Origin of the sequence: Flavobacterium branchiarum, assembly GCF_030409845.1 — a bacterium.
Taxonomy (GTDB): Bacteria; Bacteroidota; Bacteroidia; order Flavobacteriales; family Flavobacteriaceae; genus Flavobacterium; species Flavobacterium branchiarum.
Genome location: NZ_JAUFQQ010000003.1, coordinates 1,022,635 through 1,042,713, shown reverse-complemented (window position 1 = coordinate 1,042,713; position 20,079 = coordinate 1,022,635). Strand labels below are relative to the sequence as shown.

The 20,079-nt window shown below is 32.2% G+C and carries 12 protein-coding genes; 7 read left to right on the top strand and 5 right to left on the bottom strand.

Annotated elements, in window-relative coordinates:
• Positions 1 to 159: 159 nt before the first annotated feature.
• From QWY99_RS05240 to QWY99_RS05230, 3 genes are read right to left on the bottom strand one after another with little or no spacing between them, the layout of a single operon-like run.
• The gene (locus QWY99_RS05240; protein WP_290262369.1) at positions 160 to 1,356 is read right to left on the bottom strand and encodes a DUF4929/DUF8472 family protein; all 1,197 of its coding nucleotides are present in this window, start codon (positions 1,354 to 1,356) and stop codon (positions 160 to 162) included.
• A gap of 17 nt (positions 1,357 to 1,373) precedes the next feature.
• Positions 1,374 to 2,750: a RagB/SusD family nutrient uptake outer membrane protein gene (locus tag QWY99_RS05235; RefSeq protein WP_290262367.1), complete on the bottom strand. Its 1,377-nt coding sequence runs from the start codon at positions 2,748 to 2,750 to the stop codon at positions 1,374 to 1,376.
• 3 nt (positions 2,751 to 2,753) lie between these two features.
• Complete coding sequence (locus QWY99_RS05230) at positions 2,754 to 5,765, bottom strand: SusC/RagA family TonB-linked outer membrane protein (RefSeq protein WP_290262364.1); 3,012 nt, start codon at positions 5,763 to 5,765, stop codon at positions 2,754 to 2,756.
• Between the two features lie 440 nt (positions 5,766 to 6,205).
• Between QWY99_RS05230 and QWY99_RS05225 the strand changes: the two genes are divergently transcribed.
• From QWY99_RS05225 to QWY99_RS05195, 7 genes are all read left to right on the top strand, one after another.
• The gene (locus QWY99_RS05225) at positions 6,206 to 6,649 is read left to right on the top strand and encodes a cytochrome c oxidase assembly factor Coa1 family protein (RefSeq protein WP_290262362.1); all 444 of its coding nucleotides are present in this window, start codon (positions 6,206 to 6,208) and stop codon (positions 6,647 to 6,649) included.
• A 386-nt stretch (positions 6,650 to 7,035) separates the two neighbouring features.
• Positions 7,036 to 7,470 (top strand): GNAT family N-acetyltransferase, encoded by a 435-nt coding sequence (locus QWY99_RS05220; protein ID WP_290262359.1) that lies wholly within the window; start codon positions 7,036 to 7,038, stop codon positions 7,468 to 7,470.
• A 247-nt stretch (positions 7,471 to 7,717) separates the two neighbouring features.
• The gene (locus QWY99_RS05215; RefSeq protein WP_290262357.1) at positions 7,718 to 8,791 is read left to right on the top strand and encodes an alanine/ornithine racemase family PLP-dependent enzyme; all 1,074 of its coding nucleotides are present in this window, start codon (positions 7,718 to 7,720) and stop codon (positions 8,789 to 8,791) included.
• Positions 8,792 to 9,076: 285 nt separating this feature from the next.
• A complete protein-coding gene (locus QWY99_RS05210; protein WP_290262355.1) occupies positions 9,077 to 10,510 on the top strand; it encodes a S41 family peptidase in 1,434 nt (477 codons plus the stop codon).
• A gap of 118 nt (positions 10,511 to 10,628) precedes the next feature.
• Positions 10,629 to 13,616, top strand: coding sequence for an amidohydrolase family protein (locus tag QWY99_RS05205; RefSeq protein WP_290262352.1), 2,988 nt, complete (start codon positions 10,629 to 10,631; stop codon positions 13,614 to 13,616).
• 33 nt (positions 13,617 to 13,649) lie between these two features.
• Positions 13,650 to 14,957: an amidohydrolase family protein gene (locus tag QWY99_RS05200; protein ID WP_290262350.1), complete on the top strand. Its 1,308-nt coding sequence runs from the start codon at positions 13,650 to 13,652 to the stop codon at positions 14,955 to 14,957.
• 316 nt (positions 14,958 to 15,273) lie between these two features.
• A complete protein-coding gene (locus QWY99_RS05195) occupies positions 15,274 to 16,590 on the top strand; it encodes an ammonium transporter (protein ID WP_290262348.1) in 1,317 nt (438 codons plus the stop codon).
• A 90-nt stretch (positions 16,591 to 16,680) separates the two neighbouring features.
• Here QWY99_RS05195 and QWY99_RS05190 read toward each other — a convergent pair whose 3' ends face one another.
• Positions 16,681 to 18,771: a protein-disulfide reductase DsbD family protein gene (locus QWY99_RS05190; RefSeq protein ID WP_290262346.1), complete on the bottom strand. Its 2,091-nt coding sequence runs from the start codon at positions 18,769 to 18,771 to the stop codon at positions 16,681 to 16,683.
• Positions 18,771 to 20,078: a tRNA lysidine(34) synthetase TilS gene (tilS, locus tag QWY99_RS05185; RefSeq protein ID WP_290262344.1), complete on the bottom strand. Its 1,308-nt coding sequence runs from the start codon at positions 20,076 to 20,078 to the stop codon at positions 18,771 to 18,773. Before tilS ends, QWY99_RS05190 begins: the two co-directional genes overlap by 1 nt.
• Position 20,079: the final 1 nt, after the last annotated feature.

Genomic DNA, 20,079 nt, shown 5'->3' with positions numbered 1-20,079 from the left:
TATTCAATAATGTATGAATCATTGGTAGTTTGAAAATGAAAGTAGGTAAACCCTTTTCATTAATAAACCAAGTTTCTATTATACAAATAGAAACTTGGTTTATGATATTTTTTTACAAAATTGTTACCTCTTGCTTAACACTTAAAGTAGCAGGGTTATCTATTTTAATTTATATTCTATTTTGAATTGAACATATCCTGATGCAGTAATGTGATCCATTAAAAAATGGAATGAAAGTTTATCATCTGTTAATTTAGCTACTGATTTTTCCCAGTTTTTTGTATCATATTGATCCGTTGTAATTGTTCCTGTGTTGATTATTTCACTTGGATTAACTGTACCTCCCATTTCATAGTTTTCAATGGCTATTGGATTTTTTTCATCTAGTAATTTTTTCAATCTATTCCAAGCACTATAATTATAATCAAAGCCAACAATAGTAATTGGTTCATCATAAACAGTAGCTTCTTTTGTGAATTTGATTGCTTTTGTTTTTATGTCTATTTCGATATCATCAAGCGTCATTTGAAAAGTTTCTTCAGAAGTAGAAGTCAAACCGATTAGTTGCATAATTGTTGTATGAGCAATATTTGATTCCTCTGCCCAAAACTCTTTATCATTGATAGATAATGATTTGAAAAGCTCGTATAAATAAGCCTCTGCTCCCATAGGATTAGATACCATTTTTAAGACAGGTTTTTGAGCAGTCGCTTTTTCGCTTAATGTGATTAGCGTTTTTCCTTTTACAATTGTGCGTTTTGGTTGATTTAAAGGAGTCAAATATTCGCTACCTGGAAAATATATTTCACCCGTAACATCTATTTCTCCCATTAAAGGATACAGATCCAATCCTTGCTTTTTATAACCATCTAACAATTCTATTTGCGCAGGAGTTAACGCACTAATAGCATTCAATGGAGTTACTGTAATTTCAAATGGTTTTTCTAATTTTAGTTTACTACTATTCTTTACAAGGTCTAATTTTAATTTAGTAGTTTCTTTCACTACTCTTTTAGTCTTATTTATAATTGTTAGTATCGCTCTTTTTTGCCCTGGCTGTATCGTTATTTTTGGATTTTCAATGGCTGCAATTATTTGACCATCTACTTTATTTCCAGATAACCCAAACTCTAAATCCAAGGGCTCATTTAGGGCTGTAATTAATAGCACTTCTATTTCTAATTTATCAGTACCGTTATCCTGTATTGTACTTGTATTTAAAGCTTTTAGGACAATCATATTTTCTCCTGTAAAACTATTATCTGAGTTCTCATCGCTAGAACATGCTGAAAATGATAGTCCTCCAAAGACAAATAGGATTAGTATTGCTAGTTTTTTTAAAAAGGTATTTTTCATGATTTTAAGTTTTTTTATTATTTAATAATTAGCCAGCCTTCGTTTTGAATAGCATTAGAATTGTATCTCATTTCACTGTCTGGAATAGGCCACACCCACCTAAAATCAGTATTAGCAATTGTTGACAACCGGTTATTGCTATCTGGTAGGTATCTTGAGACTGCCACATTCCATCTCTTTAAATCAAAGAAGTTTATTTTTTCTCCTATGAATTCTTTTTGTTTTTCGCTCTGCATCAATAAACGCAAGGTATTTTGTGAATTGCCTTCTTCTAAAATTGGATTATTAATCGAACCTAAAAACGTATTAAAAATTTGAGTTGCTTCATTTAGCTTATTTTGTTCAATTAAACTTTCAATCAAAATAAAATAAGTCTCCGTATTTCTAGAAAGGACAATATTCCTAGCTTCATTAGTTGCAATGCTTGTTTTATATTTTCCCAGTAACGCTCTATCCTTATTTACACCATCAAGAGAACTCATAGTATAGAAATATTGAGATGCATCGTAGCGAATATCCTGTTTGTCAAAAGAGACAAAATGATTGATGTAAAAAAGATCCCCTTTCACTTTATCAAATAATAAATAAGCGTTAGGATTTTGTTGGTAATTATATATCCAATATGTCTCAGACACGCCTTTTTCTAAGCTCGTTTGCCATAAAGAAGCGTACTCTTTCTCTGCATTTGGCAGGGTTGGATAACGGGCAACTAACTTCTTTGCTATTTTTTCTGCTTCCTCATAATCCTTGGTAAAAAGTGCTATTTGTGCTTTTAAATTTTCTGCGGCAGGAATAGTTATAAAATAATTTGTTTGACTTCCTGTACCTTCCATTAAGGCTATTCCTTGGTCTAAAAGTGTTTTGATGAATACAATAGATTCCAATTGCGTTACTCTTGCATTGTTTTGTATTTCTAATACTTCTTTAGGTAGTATTCCTAATGCAGAAGGTTCATATCTTTTACTAAACAACTGCAACAAATCAAAGTAAACGTAAGCTTTAAGCGTTAGCGCATTTCCTTTTATGAAATTCCATTCCGCACCATTACTAATATATTTTTCTGAAGCAAGTAGTGCATTTAGATGAGCTATTGAACTATAATATTGTGCCCAAATCCGATCAGCTGTTTTAGCAATTTCTACATCTCTCCAATTGTAATACTCTTTTGTACTCGCATTATTATTAATCAAATAGGAAGGCTGAATGTCTTCTGACAACATAGTGTAAGGACTAGGCTCCATTGGCAAATCTATATATGCCTGAGACAGTACACTGTATGCTTTTTGTGTTGTATTGATGATATTATCTCCTGATATTTCATCTTGATTTTTTTGATCTAAGCTACAGGCAGTAAATAAACTTAGTGCGATTAGATAAAGAACTATTTTTTTCATGATTTAGAAAGTAGCATTTAATGAAAGAGTTAAAATGGGCTGAATTACATCATTTAATGATCCCCTATTTTTTTCAATTCTAAAAGTATATAGGTTATCTGCCTGTATATTAATTTGCAGTGACTTAAAGTATCTATCAATAAATGAATTCTCGGTAAACCTGTAACCCAGTTGAATATAATTTAGCTTAAGATAGTCTGTGCTATAAACTGTTTTAGAATTTGGAAAACTATTATAAGTGTACATATAAGACGGTAGTTTCTGGATGGGATATATTTTATTTTCATCGCCCACTTCAAACCACATATCGGTAAGTTGTCCTTTTACAGCATTTTTATAAGAGAAACTTTCATCACGAACATAGGTATCACTAAATTTTGCTTTACCTCCTAATTGGTAACTCATATTAACGTTTAATGACCAATTTTTATACGTAAAATAGTTATTAAAATAACCATTATAAGGAGCAATTGTACTTCCTAATTTGTTCATATAGTCGGATGTGACATTTGTTTTGACATCAATTACATTCCCTTTATTATCTATAAATTCTGGTAAACCAGTTAACGGATGAATACCATTACTTTGCAATCCGTATAAAATTCCTAATGGTTTTCCAACTTCATAATCTGGAGTAACTGATTGATTACCTGTGTAAATACGATCTGTTCCATACAGCTTTTTTACTTTATTTGCATTATAAGAAATAGAAATACCAGTATTCCATCTAAAAGTTTTAAGAGCAAGAAGATCTCCGTTAACAGTAAATTCAACTCCTCTATTTTCTAGCTCACCAATATTTTTAGTATAAGTTGCAAATCCATTACTTGTGGCAATAGGCATAGCTAGAATGGCTTCTTTTGTAACATCTTTGTACAAACTCACTAACAGGTTAAAGCGATTAATAAACCCTAAATCAACCGAGAAATTATTTGAATATGTCTGTTGTGGTTGTAGTTCTTTATTTGGTAATGCGGCTAATTGCAACACTCTATAATCACCATAAAAAGTGTTTGAATTTGAATATGTAGTTGCAATATCGCGAGGAAGAATACCAGTCATACTTGCCGTATATCCCATAGAAGTTCTAAACTTTACAGAAGTCAATACGGTTTGTTTTTTAAAAAACTCGTATTCACTGGGTGACCATCCTAAACCAGCAGACCAAGCATCATTCCATCTTTTATCACTAGGTAAAAGAGACGATCCATCGCGTTTTAAACTAGCATAAAAATCATATATGCCTTGATAAGTGTATCCTCCAGCCACACCAAAACCCAATTGGTTGTTTTTCATTTTACTTCCTGAAGCAGATGGCTTAAATTGATTTGTAAACGATGAATTAATTCCTGATAAGCTACTTACATCATCTGATATACCATGACCTGACCCACTAATTGATTTAATATCTGTTAGGTAATAATCAACATTAAAACCAAGAAATAAATCGTGATCTCCAATTTTCTTTTGATAATTAGCACGGATATTAGTCGAATAATTAAAGTTCTTTGTATCAGATTCACTTAGAAAACCTTTTTCATTTTCTTTTTTATTTATCTGGCTATAAGCAGAACTATAGATTCGTTGATAAATTTCATTTATACTATAATCTGCTCCAACAACTCCTGCAATATTTAACTCTGGCAAAATATCCCAATGCATAACGACAGAACTACTAAAACGTTTATTTGTCGTTTTATCTTTGAATTGATTAATCAAATCATTGTAAGATCGGTTTGGATAACTAATTAATTGTTTTGTTTCTTTTGTTTCATAAGGATTTAGACTATATACTAATTCTGTAGGATCATTAGTCATTCCATTCTCTGTATTTGTAGTAGATACACCAAAACTGTTATTAAATGATAATTGGAATGTAGGTGCAATGGTATAATCTAAGTTTGCTCTTGCTGTAATGTGGTTGATATCATTTCCAGGAATACGTCCTCCCTGTTTACTGTAGTTTACAGAATAGAAATAAGCGCTTTTTTCCGTCCCACCGCGTATACTTAGATTATGTGATTGAAAGTGATTGGGTTTGATTAATTCTTTGAACCAATCTGTATTATATTGTCTTAAGGAATCTAATTTAAAGGCTCCTTGTTCTAATTTCTGTTGGAGTAATGGTGAATTTGCAAATGACTTTCTGATGTTTGCTTCAGAATAATCAAATCCTGGTCGCCCTACTATTCCAATTTTTTCTTCAAACGCTAATTTTTCATCTGTGTCCATCATTTCCACAGGCCTTTCGCCCCTCATCGTGATACCTTGTTTCATCGAATAACTAATAGTTGCTTTACCATTAAATCCTCGTTTTGAGGTTAATTCAATTACACCGTTGGCTGCTTTAATTCCATAAAGGGCCGTTGCAGGCGCATCTTTTAGCACTTTGATAGAAGAAAAATCATTAGGATTTAACGTTAAAAATGTCTCTGTAGAAATAATAATACCATCCATAACAAATAGCGGTTCATTAGCCGCTCCCTTATAGGAGAATGATGAATTTCCTCTTAAACGTATTTCGGGTTTTTTACCTAGTTCTCCACTGTAGGTTACAGTTAATCCGGGCACTTGACCTTGTAACAGTTTTGCCATATCTAACTCAGAACGTTCAGATAATTTAGCCATATCTACTGTAACAACAGATCCTGTTAAGTTTCGGACATCAATGTCATTAATATTCTTAGAACGGCGAATAACTATTTCTTCTAATTGAATAAGTGAAGGTTTTAAATATAATGTTTGGACATCTTTTAGCAATTTAACTTCTAGACTTTCGTAGCCTTGCTGTGTTATAATTACAGAGGAATGAAATAAATTAGGAATCTCAAATTCTCCTTTTTCATTTGTAAAATACGAATCGCCAGAGACAAGTACTGTAATGAATGCTGCATCAATTCCTTTTTTTGTAGTAGCATCCAATATTTTACCCTTGAATACATTTTTTTGAGCGTGAGTTACTCCAATAAATAAAAAACACAAGACCATTAATAGTCTTTTAATAGAAAATAGCATATAACAATTAATTAAGAATCGTTCTAAATTGAAAGCGAAATTAGATTATTTTTTAAATAACAAAAGAAAAAATTATTTTTATTTAGACTGATTTAAATTAATATTATTTTCCAAAAGTAAATTACAGTGATGCATAATTTTAACATTATAAGGTTAAAATGTTGTATTTTAGTTTTTTAAAAAAACATATTAATGCTTAAAAAGTCAAATAAATTATTCGCATGAGTTGTGAGATTGTCGGATAAAAATATAAGAATTATAGTTCAATAAAAATAAATAGACAACCCAAAAAGGTTTAATTTGTAAAGACATAATCGAATATATACTCCTCTAAATCATAACAAAAAGTTTGACAGCCTTATTTTATGAATTGTTTACCAATGCCTATTTAGGATATATTTTACAGTAAAAAAAGAATACTAATCCAATTGAATTAAAATATGAATAATAAATTAATTACTAAAAATAGCTGGTGGAAAAGAAACTGGAAATGGTTTTTACCTAGTAGTATAGTGTTCTTTTTCGTCGGAATTGGGTTGGCGCTATCTTTGTTAATAAATGGAAATATCGATGATTATGCCCAAGCCTATTCTGATACTTCTCTTTATGAAAAAGCAATAGAAAAAGCTAAAATTAATGATAGAGTAAAAGATGTTCTTGGAGATTTAGAACCAATAGATAATTTAGCCATTCTAGAAGGAGATGCAAAATATTCTAATAACGGAAATTGTGTTGATTTGACCATAAGGGTTAAAGGAAATAAAGGAAAAGGAAAAATGGATATTTCTGCAATCAAAAATGGCACCGAATGGGAATACAAAAAAATTAATATTCGAACGAAACTGTCCAAAGAAACAATCGAAATTATTAAAACTTCACTCTAAAAATAAAGTCAAAAACCTGTAAAAATCACTTTTTACACTAGCGATTTTAGCTACAAATCCTGTTCGATCAAATTTAAATAATCTTCCTTATTTAATCACAGAAAGCACTCATTATACGCTCAAAACAGCACAAAAACACCCCTTTTTGAAATTTACCTAAAGTAAAATAAACAGGTAAACTCAGTCCTTTTACCGTTATTATTCCCTAAATTGCAAAATATCTATCACTTTTTAGTCAAAATATTCGTTTTCCAGTTATAAAATGCCCTTTTTTTCAAAATCTGGAAACTGACTAAAAAACGTGTCAATTTGCAAGTTAAATTGCATCTTTTGCCCATTGAAAAAATTTCATAATCGGGCTTAAATAATCGAAAAAGAATAACATAATGGAATTCAAAATAATTACTCCTGAAAAGGGAGAGGACAGCACATATAATTCTGAAATTATTGCTAAATTTCTTCATACTCATTTGGAACAATATGGCGACTCAATCGAAGATATTCTAAAATGTATTGCATACGCAATGAATCCATCCAAAGGCGGAACAATTGTTCTTGGCTTAGAAGAGGGAAAAATCGTAGGTGCCTGTGTCTTAAATAATACCGGAATGAAAGATTATATACCTGAAAACATTTTGGTATATATCGCAGTGGATAAATCTTATAGAGGCAAAGGCTACGGAAAAAAATTAATGGAAAAAGTTATTGCTACTGCTAAAGGAAATATTGCTCTGCATGTTGAACCTGATAATCCTGCTAAAATTTTATACGAGAAACTAGGCTTTACAAATAAATACCTCGAAATGCGCTTGAATAGATAAACCCCAACTATTAATTAAAATTCGTTGGATATATGTAAAAATAGTATCTAACACATAGACACATAGTTCCGATAGCTCGGAATAGAATTGATTAGCAAAGGTGATTTAAGAAAAAATTATTTTTTTCGCATAGCTTATGTGATTTATTTTAAGTGAAACGCCTTTTTTGGACTTTGTTAAACTATGTCACTATGTGTTAAAACAATTATAACCATAAGGTTAATTAAAAAAAAAGAAAAGGAACGCAATGGCATTCATCAAATTATACCGCAAAAAATTAGAAGAGAATTATACCTTTCTCAACAATATTTTCATTTCAAAAAATATAAAATGGGGAGTTGTATCTAAACTTTTATGTGGAAACAAAATATACCTTAAGGAAATAATCGCTTTGGGAGTTACAGAAATTCATGATTCACGAGTTAGTAACCTTCGCAAAATTAAATCCTTAGATCCAAATATTCAGACTGTTTACATTAAACCTCCTGCAAAACGAAGCATTGCAAGCATTGTAAAATATGCCGATGTTAGTTTTAATACTGAAATTTACACCATACAAATGCTTTCCAGTGAAGCCGTTAAACAAAATAAAATCCATAAAATTATTATTATGATAGAAATGGGTGATTTGCGTGAAGGTGTTATGGGCGAAGATTTAATTGAATTTTATGGTCAAATATTGACTTTACCCAATATCGAAATTCGTGGTATTGGTACAAATCTTAATTGCTTGAGTGGTGTAATGCCAACACAAGACAAACTAATTCAATTGAGTTTGTACAAACAACTTATCGAAGCAAAATTTAATATTAGTATTCCGTGGGTTTCTGGTGGAACTTCGGTTGCATTGCCTTTAATCATAAAGAATGCAAGACCAATGGAAGTAAATCATTTTAGGATTGGTGAAGCATTGTTCTTCGGAAAGGATTTATTTACTGGAGAAACAATCGAAGGCATGCACAATGATGTATTCAAACTGTATACTGAGATTATTGAAATTACCGAAAAACCAGATGTTCCAACGGGTGAATTAGGAGAGAATGTCGCTGGAAATACCTTCTCTATGAATGACACGGAAGATTTCGGTGGAACTTCTTTGCGTGCAATACTTGATATTGGTTTGCTTGATATGCAACCGCAGTACTTAGAGCCTGATGATACCGAAATTAGTATTGTCGATGCTAGTTCGGATATGTTGGTGATTGATATCTCTAAGTCTAAAAAAGAATATAAAATTGGAGATTTAGTATCTTTTAACATCAAATACATGGGTGCTCTTTATCTCTTAAACTCCGATTATATCGAAAAAACAATAGAGTAAATTATACAAAAACGAGATGATATCATCTCGTTTTTTATTTAAATACAGTATGCTAAATAATACCATCTGCTTCCAACTCTTGGCATTCCAAAACTGCTTTTAAGAGTTTCCTACCTGCTCAGTAAATTTTTATGGCATATCTATATAAGAAATAAAAAAAATAATTATATCTATTTAACAAACAGTACTTTATTGTTATATCCGTTTAAATTCCTACATTCGTTTAGCAAAATTAATGCAATCAAAAATCTTCAAAAAAAATCAATCAATCAAATCTGAGTAATTATGAAAAATACATTGCGTCCCCAGAAAAACAAGATTGTATTCTTTAATTTCAAATCTATTTTTCTTCTAATGCTATCTTTTGTTTTTGTAATAAATGCAAACAGTCAGCAAAAGAAAATAACAGAGAATTTTAAAAAAGAAACCGTTTTAAAAATCGATTCACTTATTAAAACAAATTATGTGTTCCCAGACAAAGCCAAATTAATTGGGGATCATTTAAAAAATGCTTACAAAGTAGGCACCTTTAAAAAATATGATTTATTAGATTCTTTTGCAGTGGCATTGACAAAAGAAGTCCGTTTTATTAATAATGACAAACACCTAAGAGTTGTACCTAAATTTATTCCAGCAGAAGAAAAGAAAGTTTTAAGTAAAAATTACTATGAACTTTATCTCCATAATTTAACCGATAATCGCAAACTAGCTAATGGTTTTAGAGAAGCTAAAATTATAGATGGAAATATTGGATACGTTAATTTTAATTTTTTTATACACGAAACCGAAAAAACAATTGATTCTTATATGTACCTATTAGCTACTACAGATGCCATAATTATTGACTTAAGAACAAATGGTGGTGGTAGTCCAAAAACGGTACAGTATTTATGTAGTTATTTTTTTAAAGCTCCTTTATTATTAAATACTTTATATTTTAGGAAAGATAATTATACTGAGGAGTTTTGGGTAAAAGATGTAAATGGAAAAAAAAGGCTTGATGTTCCTTTGTTCGTTCTTACGGGCTCAAAAACTTTTTCGGGTGCTGAAGAATTCAGTTATAACATGCAAACGCAAAAAAGAGCAACATTAGTAGGTGAAACTACTGGTGGTGGTGCTAATCCTGGTGACGTTTTTGAAGTTAATAACCTATTAGAAATATTCATTGCAACAGGAACTGGTATTAATCCCATAACTAAAACAAACTGGGAGGGCATTGGTGTAGTTCCAGAATATAAAACAACTGCTGCTAATGCTTATAATAAAGCAATAGAATTAGCGCAGAAAGCAGCTCAAGATTATAGAGAAAAAAAAGCTACCGAATCCACAAAATTGTATCAAGAACTACAAGCAACTATTGCCCAACAAATAAAGCCTCTTAACGAAACTGATACAGCTAAGATGGATAAACAACTATTTGATGTTATAAAAAAACTAACTGAATCTGACTTATACAAAGAGGAAGACATTGTTTTTTTAGCTACCGAATTCAGTAAAACAAAATCATTTATCACGGAGTCTATCTTAAAAAGCAATACCGAATTGCATCCCAACTCTCCTATCGCATTTTTAAAATATGGAGATGTTCTTGAAGAAAACAACAAAAAAAGTGATGCAGCAGCCGCTTTAAAAAAAGCTATAGAAATTGCCACAGTAATTAAAGCTCCTTACATAGAAGGATTAAAAGCACGTTATGAAAGCATCATAAAAAATAACTAATACCTACGTAACAACCTGTTACATTAAAAATTAATAATGTATATCGATTTATTACTCTCCTAAAACTTGTTCAAGTATTAATATTTACTATTTTTATGAAAAAATAACCAATATCTCTATGAAAAAAGCCATATTACTACTCTTTTTGAGCACTATTTTAACAAAAACACATGCTCAAGATTATTTCCCCAATAATGAGAGTATCCACAGTAAAAACAATAATTACACCGTTTTTACTAATGCGACTATTTATGTAACACCAACACAAAAAATAGAAAAAGGTACCTTACTTATTCAAGATGGAAAAGTAGTTGGTGCGGGAAACAATATTGCTATCCCTAAAAATAGCGTGACGATTAATCTAGAAGGAAAAACAATTTATCCTTCTTTTATCGATATCTATACCACGTTTGGAGTAGAAAAACCAAAAGGAACCTCCGGAGGACGCAACCCTTTATACGATACTAAAAGAGCTGGGTATTACTGGAATGAAAGTATTCGCTCTGAAGTAAATGCATACGAAAGCTTTAAATACGACCAACCCAAAGCCGAAGAATTATTAAAAGCTGGTTTTGGAGTAGTGGGAACTCATATTCCTGATGGAGTTGCACGCGGAACTGGTGTTTTAATAGCACTAAACAATACCGAAAACAGTACTCGAATACTATCTAATAAAGCAACAAACCATTTTGGTTTTACTAGAAGTGCAACAACGAATCAAGCATATCCAAGCTCGCTAATGGGAATGATGGCATTGCTTCGCCAAATGTATTTAGATTTAGATTGGTATAAAAAAGGAAATTCGACTACCAAAGATATTTCATTAGAAGCCTTGGCTAGTAATGATAAATTAACTCAAATTTTTGCAACCGAAGATAAATTAAACAGTTTAAGAGCTGCCAAAATAGCAAAAGAATTTGGATTAAATTATGTTTTAAAAGGATCCGGAAATGAGTTTGAAAGAATTGAAGAAATCAAAAAAACGAATTCACAATTCATTATTCCAATAAACTTCCCTGAAGCCTATGATGTTTCAAATCCATATCAATCGAGTCAAATTGAATTAGCCGATATGCGTTTTTGGAATCAAGCGCCAACAAACCTAAAAGTGCTATCAGACAACGGAGTCGTTTTTGCTTTGACAACAGACAAATTGAAGAAAACGGAAGACTTTAGAACTAATTTAATAAAAGCGATTAAGTACGGTTTTGATAAAACAAAAGCATTAGAAGCTTTAACGACTGTACCTGCTGCTATATTAGGTAAAAGCAACGAAATAGGAAGCCTAAAAAATGGTAGCTATGCTAATTTTGTAATTACTTCTGGAGAAATATTCGATGAGAAAACAGTTTTATATGAAAACTGGGTTCAAGGAAGCAAATATGTTGTTAATGATGCTAATGCAAAAGATATTCGTGGTAATTATGATTTAACTTTTGATTCAACAACTTACAAATGGAAAATTGATGGTACAGCTACAGCTCAAAAATCGGAGATAACAACTGCCGATACTAAAAAAGTAACGAGTACGTTCTCTACTGCAAACAATTGGATTACCTTATTAATAAGATCAAAGGATTCTACTAAAGCTGAATATACTCGATTAACTGGACTAGTAGAAAACACTCAAAAACTTTCTGGAAAAGCAGTTTTACCAAATGGAAATGAAGTACAATGGACTGCCATAAAAACGGCTCCTTTTGTAACAGTGAAAGATTCTGCTAAAACAGAAAATCTAAATCCAATAATGCCAGTTACTTTCCCAAACATTGCTTTTGGTAATTCAAAAAAATTAACGGCTCAAACTTTATTATTTAAAAATGCTACGGTTTGGACTAATGAAAAAGAAGGAATTCTTGAAGAAACGGATGTCTTAATCAAAAACGGAAAAATCGCTGCTATTGGTAAAAACTTATCTGATGCATCTGCAACTGTTGTTGACGCAAAAGGCAAACACCTTACAAGTGGTATTATTGATGAGCACTCGCATATTGCTATATCAAATGGTGTAAATGAAATGGGGCACAACTCAACTGCCGAAGTTACTATCGAAGATGTTGTAAACTCTGAAGACATCAATATTTATAGAGATTTAGCTGGTGGAGTTACGATCTCACAATTACTACACGGATCAGCCAATCCAATTGGAGGACGTTCTGCTATTGTAAAATGGAAATGGGGACAACCAGCAGAAGAAATGTTATACAAGAACCAACCTAAGTTTATCAAATTTGCTTTGGGTGAAAACGTCAAACAAGCCAACTGGGGAATCACTAATCCTACTCGTTTTCCACAAACCAGAATGGGAGTTGAACAGGTTTTTATTGACTATTTCCAACGTGCAAAAGAATATGATGCTTCTTGGAAAAAATACAACTCAGGTTCTAAAAAAGGAAAAGCACCTAGAGTTGATTTAGAATTACAAACTATTGCCGAAATCATAAATAAAGAACGCTTTATTACTTGTCACTCTTATATTGAATCAGAGATATTGATGTTAATGAATGTTACCGAAAAATTCAATTTTAAAGTAAACACTTTTACACATATTCTTGAAGGATATAAAGTAGCAGATAAAATGAAAGAACACGGAGTTGGTGCTTCAACTTTTTCTGATTGGTGGGCTTATAAATTTGAAGTAAATGACGCTATCCCATTCAATGGACCAATTATGCACAATGAAGGAATCGTAGTTGCCTATAACTCTGATGATGCCGAAATGTCTAGAAGATTAAATCAAGAAGCTGCCAAAGCAGTAAAATATGGCGATGTATCAGAAGAAGAGGCTTGGAAATTTGTTACTCTAAATCCAGCAAAATTACTTCACATAGATGATAAAGTTGGAAGTTTAAAAATAGGAAAGGATGCAGATGTTGTATTATGGAGTACCAATCCGTTATCTATTTATGCTAAAGCCGAAAAAACAATTATAGAAGGGGTTGTATATTATGATATTCAAAAAGAAACAGAACAAGAGGTCGCTATCACAAAAGAAAGAAGCGAACTAATAGGTCAATTGCTTCAAGAAAAGAATAAAGGTGCGGTAACACAACAACCGAAAAAGAAAGAGAAAAAAGAATATCACTGTGATACTTTAGAACAATAAAAAGAAGATTCACAAATAGAAAAATACAGAACTATGATACGTAAAAAGATATATATTTTACTATTGGCAATTTGCATGCCTATAGCTATAATAGCACAGCAAACACCTGCCCCTAAACAAACAAAATCAGTTTTAATATTAAATGCTACGGCACATTTAGGCAACGGGACTATTATCGAAAATAGTGCTATTGGGTTTAAAGATGGAAAAATAACATTAGTAGCCGATTCTAAAACGATTAGATTGGCAGCTAATGCATACGACACCACAATTGACGCTAGTGGAAAACACGTTTACCCTGGTTTTATTGCTCCAAATTCTACCTTGGGACTTGTAGAAATCGATGCTGTAAAATCATCTAATGATGATGAAGAAATTGGAAGTTACAATCCTAACGTGAGAAGTATTATTGCTTATAACTCTGAATCTAAAGTAATAGAAACGGTTCGCCCTAACGGAATTCTAATCGCTCAGGTTACGCCTCGTGGCGGAAGAATTTCTGGAACTTCATCTATCGTACAACTAGATGCATGGAGCTGGCAAGATGCTGTTCTAAAAGAAAATGATGGGATTCATCTTAATTTTCCTCCAAGCTTTAAGAAAAGTGGTTCTTGGTTTGAACCGGGGCCAATTGAAGCAAATAAAGACTATGTTCCTCAAATTGAAGAAATCAATGCTTTTTTAGTAAATTCTAAAGCCTATCTGGCGGACACTTCAAAAGAAAGAAACTTGATTTTTGAATCTATGAAAGGTCTTTTTGATGGAACGCAAACTTTGTTTATTCATGCCGATGGAGAAAAACAAATCATTGATGCTATAAAATTAACGAATGACAATGGAATTAAAAAAATGGTTATTGTAGGCGGTTTTGAGGCTTACAAATCTGCTGATTTATTGCAAAAAAATAATATTGGCGTGTTACTAAAACGCGTTCATGATATGCCACAGAGTGATGATCAAGACGTTAACCTACCCTATAAAATGGCTAAAATATTAACTGACAAGGGTATTTTAGTAGGTTTAGAAAATAGTGGCGACAATGAGCGTATGAATACGCGAAACTTAGCTTTCTTAGCAGGTACTTGTGCTGCATATGGTCTAGATAAAGAACAAGCCTTACAATTAATTACTTCTAATACCGCTAAATTATTAAGTATAGATGCTCTTTGCGGAACATTAGAAACTGGAAAAGATGCTACTTTATTCATTTCCGAAGGTGACGCTTTGGACATGAAAACCAACAAACTAACCAACGCTTTCATACAAGGAAGAATGATTAGTCTAGAAACGCATCAAACTAAACTTTATAAAAAGTATAAAGAAAAATACAATCAGAAATAAAAACACTTCTGATAAATTAATATAAAGCAAAAGGTCCTAAATGAGTAATTCGTTTAGGACCTTTTCATTTACTAGTCATAAAGAATAGTATTCAATGATAACAAAGTCGCTTATTTAATATAAAACTCAGATAAGGAACTCCATCTTAAACACAAGCCACAACAATAAAATCAAATTTGAATACATTTTTAATAAGTACCCGCAAAATAATAGGGGTCAAAATAAAAATTCAATAAAAATAAAACAGTTGACATCATTTTTAATAGGGGTATTAAATCATTTTATACTTTTATCGAAATTTAAAACCAACTAAACCATGCGAAAAATTATTTTAAGTGTGATTCTAATCACAATTTTAGTAGTAACCTTTCTATCCAATTTTATCTTAACCGACAATCCTGTTCCTGCAGAAGCTGTGAAATTTGACACAGGAGATACTGCTTGGATGATCGTTGCAACAGCACTTGTATTACTAATGACCCCTGGATTAGGTTTCTTTTATGGAGGAATGGTTGGTAAGAAAAATGTAATTAGCACAATGCTTCAAAGCTTTATGGCAATGGTAATTGTAACACTTTTGTGGGTAGTTATAGCTTTCGGATTGGCATTTGGCCCATCTATAAAAGGTATTATAGGAAATCCAACTTCAAATTTATTTTTTCAAGGCGTAGGAACAAATACTGCATGGAGTCTCGCTCCTACTATTCCCTTTATGTTATTTGCTTTATTTCAAGCAAAATTTGCCATAATAACTCCTGCTCTAATAACAGGTGCATTTGCAGAGCGTGTTCGTTTTTGGGCCTATTTATTATTCATGGTTTTATTTATATTAGTCATATACACTCCTCTAGCGCACATGACATGGAATCCAGAGGGTATTTTCTTTAAAATGGGAGTTCTTGATTTTGCTGGTGGAACAGTTGTTCATATGAGTGCTGGTTGGGCTGCACTAGCAGGAGCTATTTTTCTAGGAAAAAGAAAAGTTCAAAAAGTAAACCCTGCTCGTATTACGTATGTATTACTGGGTACTGCTTTACTATGGTTCGGATGGTTTGGATTTAATGCTGGTTCTGCATTAGGTGCAAATGGCTTAGCTGTTCAAGCATTAGGAACAACAACAGTTGCGGCAGCGGCAGCAGCAATGACTTGGGTATTTCTTGATAAAATTTTAGGTCACAAATTATCAGCACTTGGTGCTTGTATTGGTGCTGTTGTTGGTCTTGTTGCTATAACTCCTGCGGCAGGTTTCGTAAGCATTCCTCACGCCATCTTTATTGGAGCTTTTGCTGCTATTGTAAGTAACATTGTAGTTAGTAAATTCCCTAAAGGAAAAATTGATGATGCTCTAGATGTTTTTGCTTGTCACGGTGTGGGCGGAATGGTAGGAATGGTATTAACTGGAGTTTTTGCTTCTAAAGCAATTAATCCAGCCGTTGGAGACAATCAAGGGCTAATTTTTGGAACTACAACATTATTCACAAATCATCTAATTGCTATGATTATCGTATCCATTTTTACTTTTGTAGGATCGTACATTCTTTTCTTTATTGTAAATAAAATCACCCCTCTGAGAGTAACTGAAGAGAGAGAAGAATTAGGACTCGATATTTCTCAACATGGAGAATTCTTGTAGTAAAACATTCCAAATCTAACATAAATAAAAAAGCACTCTAAGTATAAACTCAGAGTGCTTTTTGTTTGAATTAACTTCAACCTTATATTTTTATTTAAAATTTGAGATACCTTCTTTCAACCATTTCAAATATTCATCTGCTCCAACATAACTAATTGTCGGTTTCGTTTTGTTTAAATTATTACCTTCTAAATCGGTCATAATATACAATGGCTGTGTGTTTGTTTTATATTTAGAAATCATAAAGTCAGTCCATTTATCACCTACAGTAATAATTTTATCGCCTGAATCTGTTACGTATTGCTTATCTGCAGGCAACTCTCTTTTATCATCTACATATAAAGAAATAAGGACAATGTCATTTTTTAATATTGGTAGAATTCTTTCATCTGACCAAACATTGTTTTCCATCTTTCTACAGTTCACACAAGCATAACCTGTAAAATCTAACATAATAGGCTTGTTGATTGATTTAGCAAAAGCGACTCCATCTTCATAATCATGGAAAACCAAAATTCCGTGTGGGCCTAATTCTGCTCCATCAGGCATTCCTTTATCTAAAACAGCATTCGAATTACTTGATCCTCCTACTCCAAATGGACTTTCGCTATATTGTGGTGGTGGTGGGAAAGCGCTAATTAATTTTAACGGTGCTCCCCAAAGTCCCGGAATTAAATACACTGTAAAAACTAGCGTAAGTAATCCTAAATACAATCGACCAACTGAAATATGTTGTAAAGGACTATCGTGTGGCAATGTAATCTTACCGAATAAATATAATGTTAGAGCCGCGAAAATTGCAACCCAAATCGCTATAAAAACTTCTCTTTCTAGTAAATGCAATTGTAAAACCAAATCGGCATTTGATAAAAATTTGAATGCCAAAGCCAATTCAAGGAATCCTAAAACAACTTTTACAGTATTCAACCATCCACCCGATTTAGGCAATGAATTTAACCATCCTGGAAACATTGCAAATAACATAAAAGGTAAAGCTAATGCCATCGAGAAACCAAGCATTCCAATAACTGGAGCAATTCCTCCATTTGAAGCTGCTTCAACTAATAAGGTTCCTACAATTGGACCTGTACATGAAAACGATACAATTGCTAAAGCCAAAGCCATAAACAATATCCCAATTAATCCACCTCTATCTGCTTGTTTATCGGCTTTATTTGCCCATGAATTTGGCAACATAATTTCAAAAGCTCCCAAAAATGAGGTTGCAAAAATGATCAATATAACAAAGAAGATTAAGTTAAACCAAACATCTGTAGACAAAGCATTTAATGCATCTGCGCCAAATACTTTAGTTACAATAAGCCCCAATATTACATAGATTGCAATAATTGAAAATCCATAAATAATAGCATTTCTAATTCCTTTTGCTCTGCTTTTACTTTGTTTTGTAAAAAAACTAACCGTCATAGGAATCATAGGAAACACACACGGAGTAAGCAACGCTGCAAAACCTGATAAAAATGCAATAAAGAAAATAGACCATAAACTTCTTGGTGTACCTGACTCAGGCATTTCCTGATTATGCTCCGTTACAGTTGCATTGTCATGCTCTACATCAACAATTGCAGTATCTACAACTGTTTTTGCGGTATCAACAACAACTCCATCTTTTGGAGTTACCGCCTCTTTCACTTCCTCTATTTTAGCAACTGGAACTGTTGCATCCATCTTGAATGAGGCCGGAACCGCAATAGAGAATTTCTTATTCAAATTAATACAAACCTCTTTACAAATCTGAAAGTCAAATTCGACTTCGATTGTTTTTACATCAGGGTTTATAATAGTTATTTCTTGTTCTATATGAGCCTTCCCTTCAAAGAAAGTTTCATTAACACCAAATATATCATTAAATGCTGTTCTGGTTTTTCCCTCTTTGGCTTTGCCAACTAAATTATAATTCCCTTTTTGATTTTTAAACGAAATTTCTAATGCTAATGGCCCACCATCTGGGGTAAATTGAGAATAAATATGCCAATCTTTCTCGATAACTCCATCAAAAATTAACACAAAATTATTTCCTGATTTTTTCTCGATTTTAGAAGTCCATTTTACTGGTTCTAACATTTGCGCATTCCCTTTTGCAAAAGCAAAAAAGAAAAGCAATAAAAACAATATCGAATTATTCCAAAATTGCTTTGATAGTAGATAGGTTGATTTCATTATTGTAATTCTATTTTTAATATCTGGTTTGTAGTATTTTCTATTTTAAAACGCTCATCTTGTCTGATTCCTACAACCCAAACAATTTGATTTTCCGAGCACAATATCCATGTATTTTCTTTTTCAATCAAGGATAATTTTTCATCTTTAAAAAGCTTGCTTACTTTTTTAGATTTTCCATTCATTCCAAACGGATAAAAAACATCTCCTTCTTTCCATTTACGTAAAAGTAAAGGGAACTGGATTTTTTCAGAATCAACAAATATAGCTTTATTTGATTCTATAGTTATGTGACCTACGTTACAGAGTTTTAATTTTAAGGGAAAATTAACTTCTTGATCGCTACTCTCAATATAAAACTCTTCTTGTTTATCTTCTCGAATCGGACTTAAAATCAATGTATTTCTATCTTTTATCAATCGGAATTCTGGCGAAAAAACCTGCTTACCCGACTGACTTTCAACCAACTCATAAATATCATCCCAAGCCGTAAAATCATATTCGTTAAGCCATTGATACAAATAGGATTTATAATTTGTTAATCGCTTTAACTGAGTTAAATCAAAATGAATTTCATCATCAATTTCTTTTGCAACTTGCTGATATACCATAATCGAAGCGTCTTCGACCATAATTTGTGCTTCTTGCAAATAGTTTTGTGTTTTCTGGAAAGCGGTCAAAAAATTAGGATTTATTTCTTTTAAAGTCGGAACTAAATCATGACGGATTTTATTTCGTAAGTATTTATTTGAAGCATTACTACTGTCCTCACGCCATTCGATAGTATTCTCTTCGGCGTATTGTTTTATTTCTTCTCTTGAAAATGGCAAAAGCGGACGAATAAGCGAATCATTTTGCTCCGGAATTCCTAGTAGCCCATCTAATCCAGTTCCACGGCTTAAATTAATTATAAACGTTTCGAGGTTATCATCGGCATGATGTGCCGTTAAAATATAATCATAGCCTTTAGTCTCCAAAAGTTCATAAAACCAATTGTATCGCAACTCTCTCGCCGCAACCTGAGTAGAAAGCTTATAATCTTTTGCAAAAGCCTCTGTATCAAACTGGGTAACAAAAAAAGGTCGTTTTAAACTAGTCGCAGTCGAACTTACAAAGTCTTGATCTCCAAAACTTTCTATTCCTCGCAACTGAAAATTACAATGGGCAATCGCAAAATCATAATCTAATTGAGCCAATAAATGCACCATAACCATACTATCCAAACCGCCACTTGTAGCTAGTAGTAATTTCTTTTTTTCTAAAAAAGGAAACGTTTGAGCAACATGATTTTTAAATTTCTGAAGCATA

Excerpts from the sequence above, each read along its gene's own strand:
- tilS (WP_290262344.1), bottom strand. The coding sequence starts at position 20,078 with ATGCTTCAGAAATTTAAAAATCATGTTGCTCAAACGTTTCCTTTTTTA.
- QWY99_RS05240 (WP_290262369.1), bottom strand. The coding sequence starts at position 1,356 with ATGAAAAATACCTTTTTAAAAAAACTAGCAATACTAATCCTATTTGTC.
- QWY99_RS05225 (WP_290262362.1), top strand. The coding sequence starts at position 6,206 with ATGAATAATAAATTAATTACTAAAAATAGCTGGTGGAAAAGAAACTGG.
- QWY99_RS05210 (WP_290262355.1), top strand. The coding sequence starts at position 9,077 with ATGAAAAATACATTGCGTCCCCAGAAAAACAAGATTGTATTCTTTAAT.
- QWY99_RS05190 (WP_290262346.1), bottom strand. The coding sequence starts at position 18,771 with ATGAAATCAACCTATCTACTATCAAAGCAATTTTGGAATAATTCGATA.
- QWY99_RS05205 (WP_290262352.1), top strand. The coding sequence starts at position 10,629 with ATGAAAAAAGCCATATTACTACTCTTTTTGAGCACTATTTTAACAAAA.
- QWY99_RS05230 (WP_290262364.1), bottom strand. The coding sequence starts at position 5,765 with ATGCTATTTTCTATTAAAAGACTATTAATGGTCTTGTGTTTTTTATTT.
- QWY99_RS05235 (WP_290262367.1), bottom strand. The coding sequence starts at position 2,750 with ATGAAAAAAATAGTTCTTTATCTAATCGCACTAAGTTTATTTACTGCC.
- QWY99_RS05220 (WP_290262359.1), top strand. The coding sequence starts at position 7,036 with ATGGAATTCAAAATAATTACTCCTGAAAAGGGAGAGGACAGCACATAT.
- QWY99_RS05200 (WP_290262350.1), top strand. The coding sequence starts at position 13,650 with ATGATACGTAAAAAGATATATATTTTACTATTGGCAATTTGCATGCCT.
- QWY99_RS05195 (WP_290262348.1), top strand. The coding sequence starts at position 15,274 with ATGCGAAAAATTATTTTAAGTGTGATTCTAATCACAATTTTAGTAGTA.
- QWY99_RS05215 (WP_290262357.1), top strand. The coding sequence starts at position 7,718 with ATGGCATTCATCAAATTATACCGCAAAAAATTAGAAGAGAATTATACC.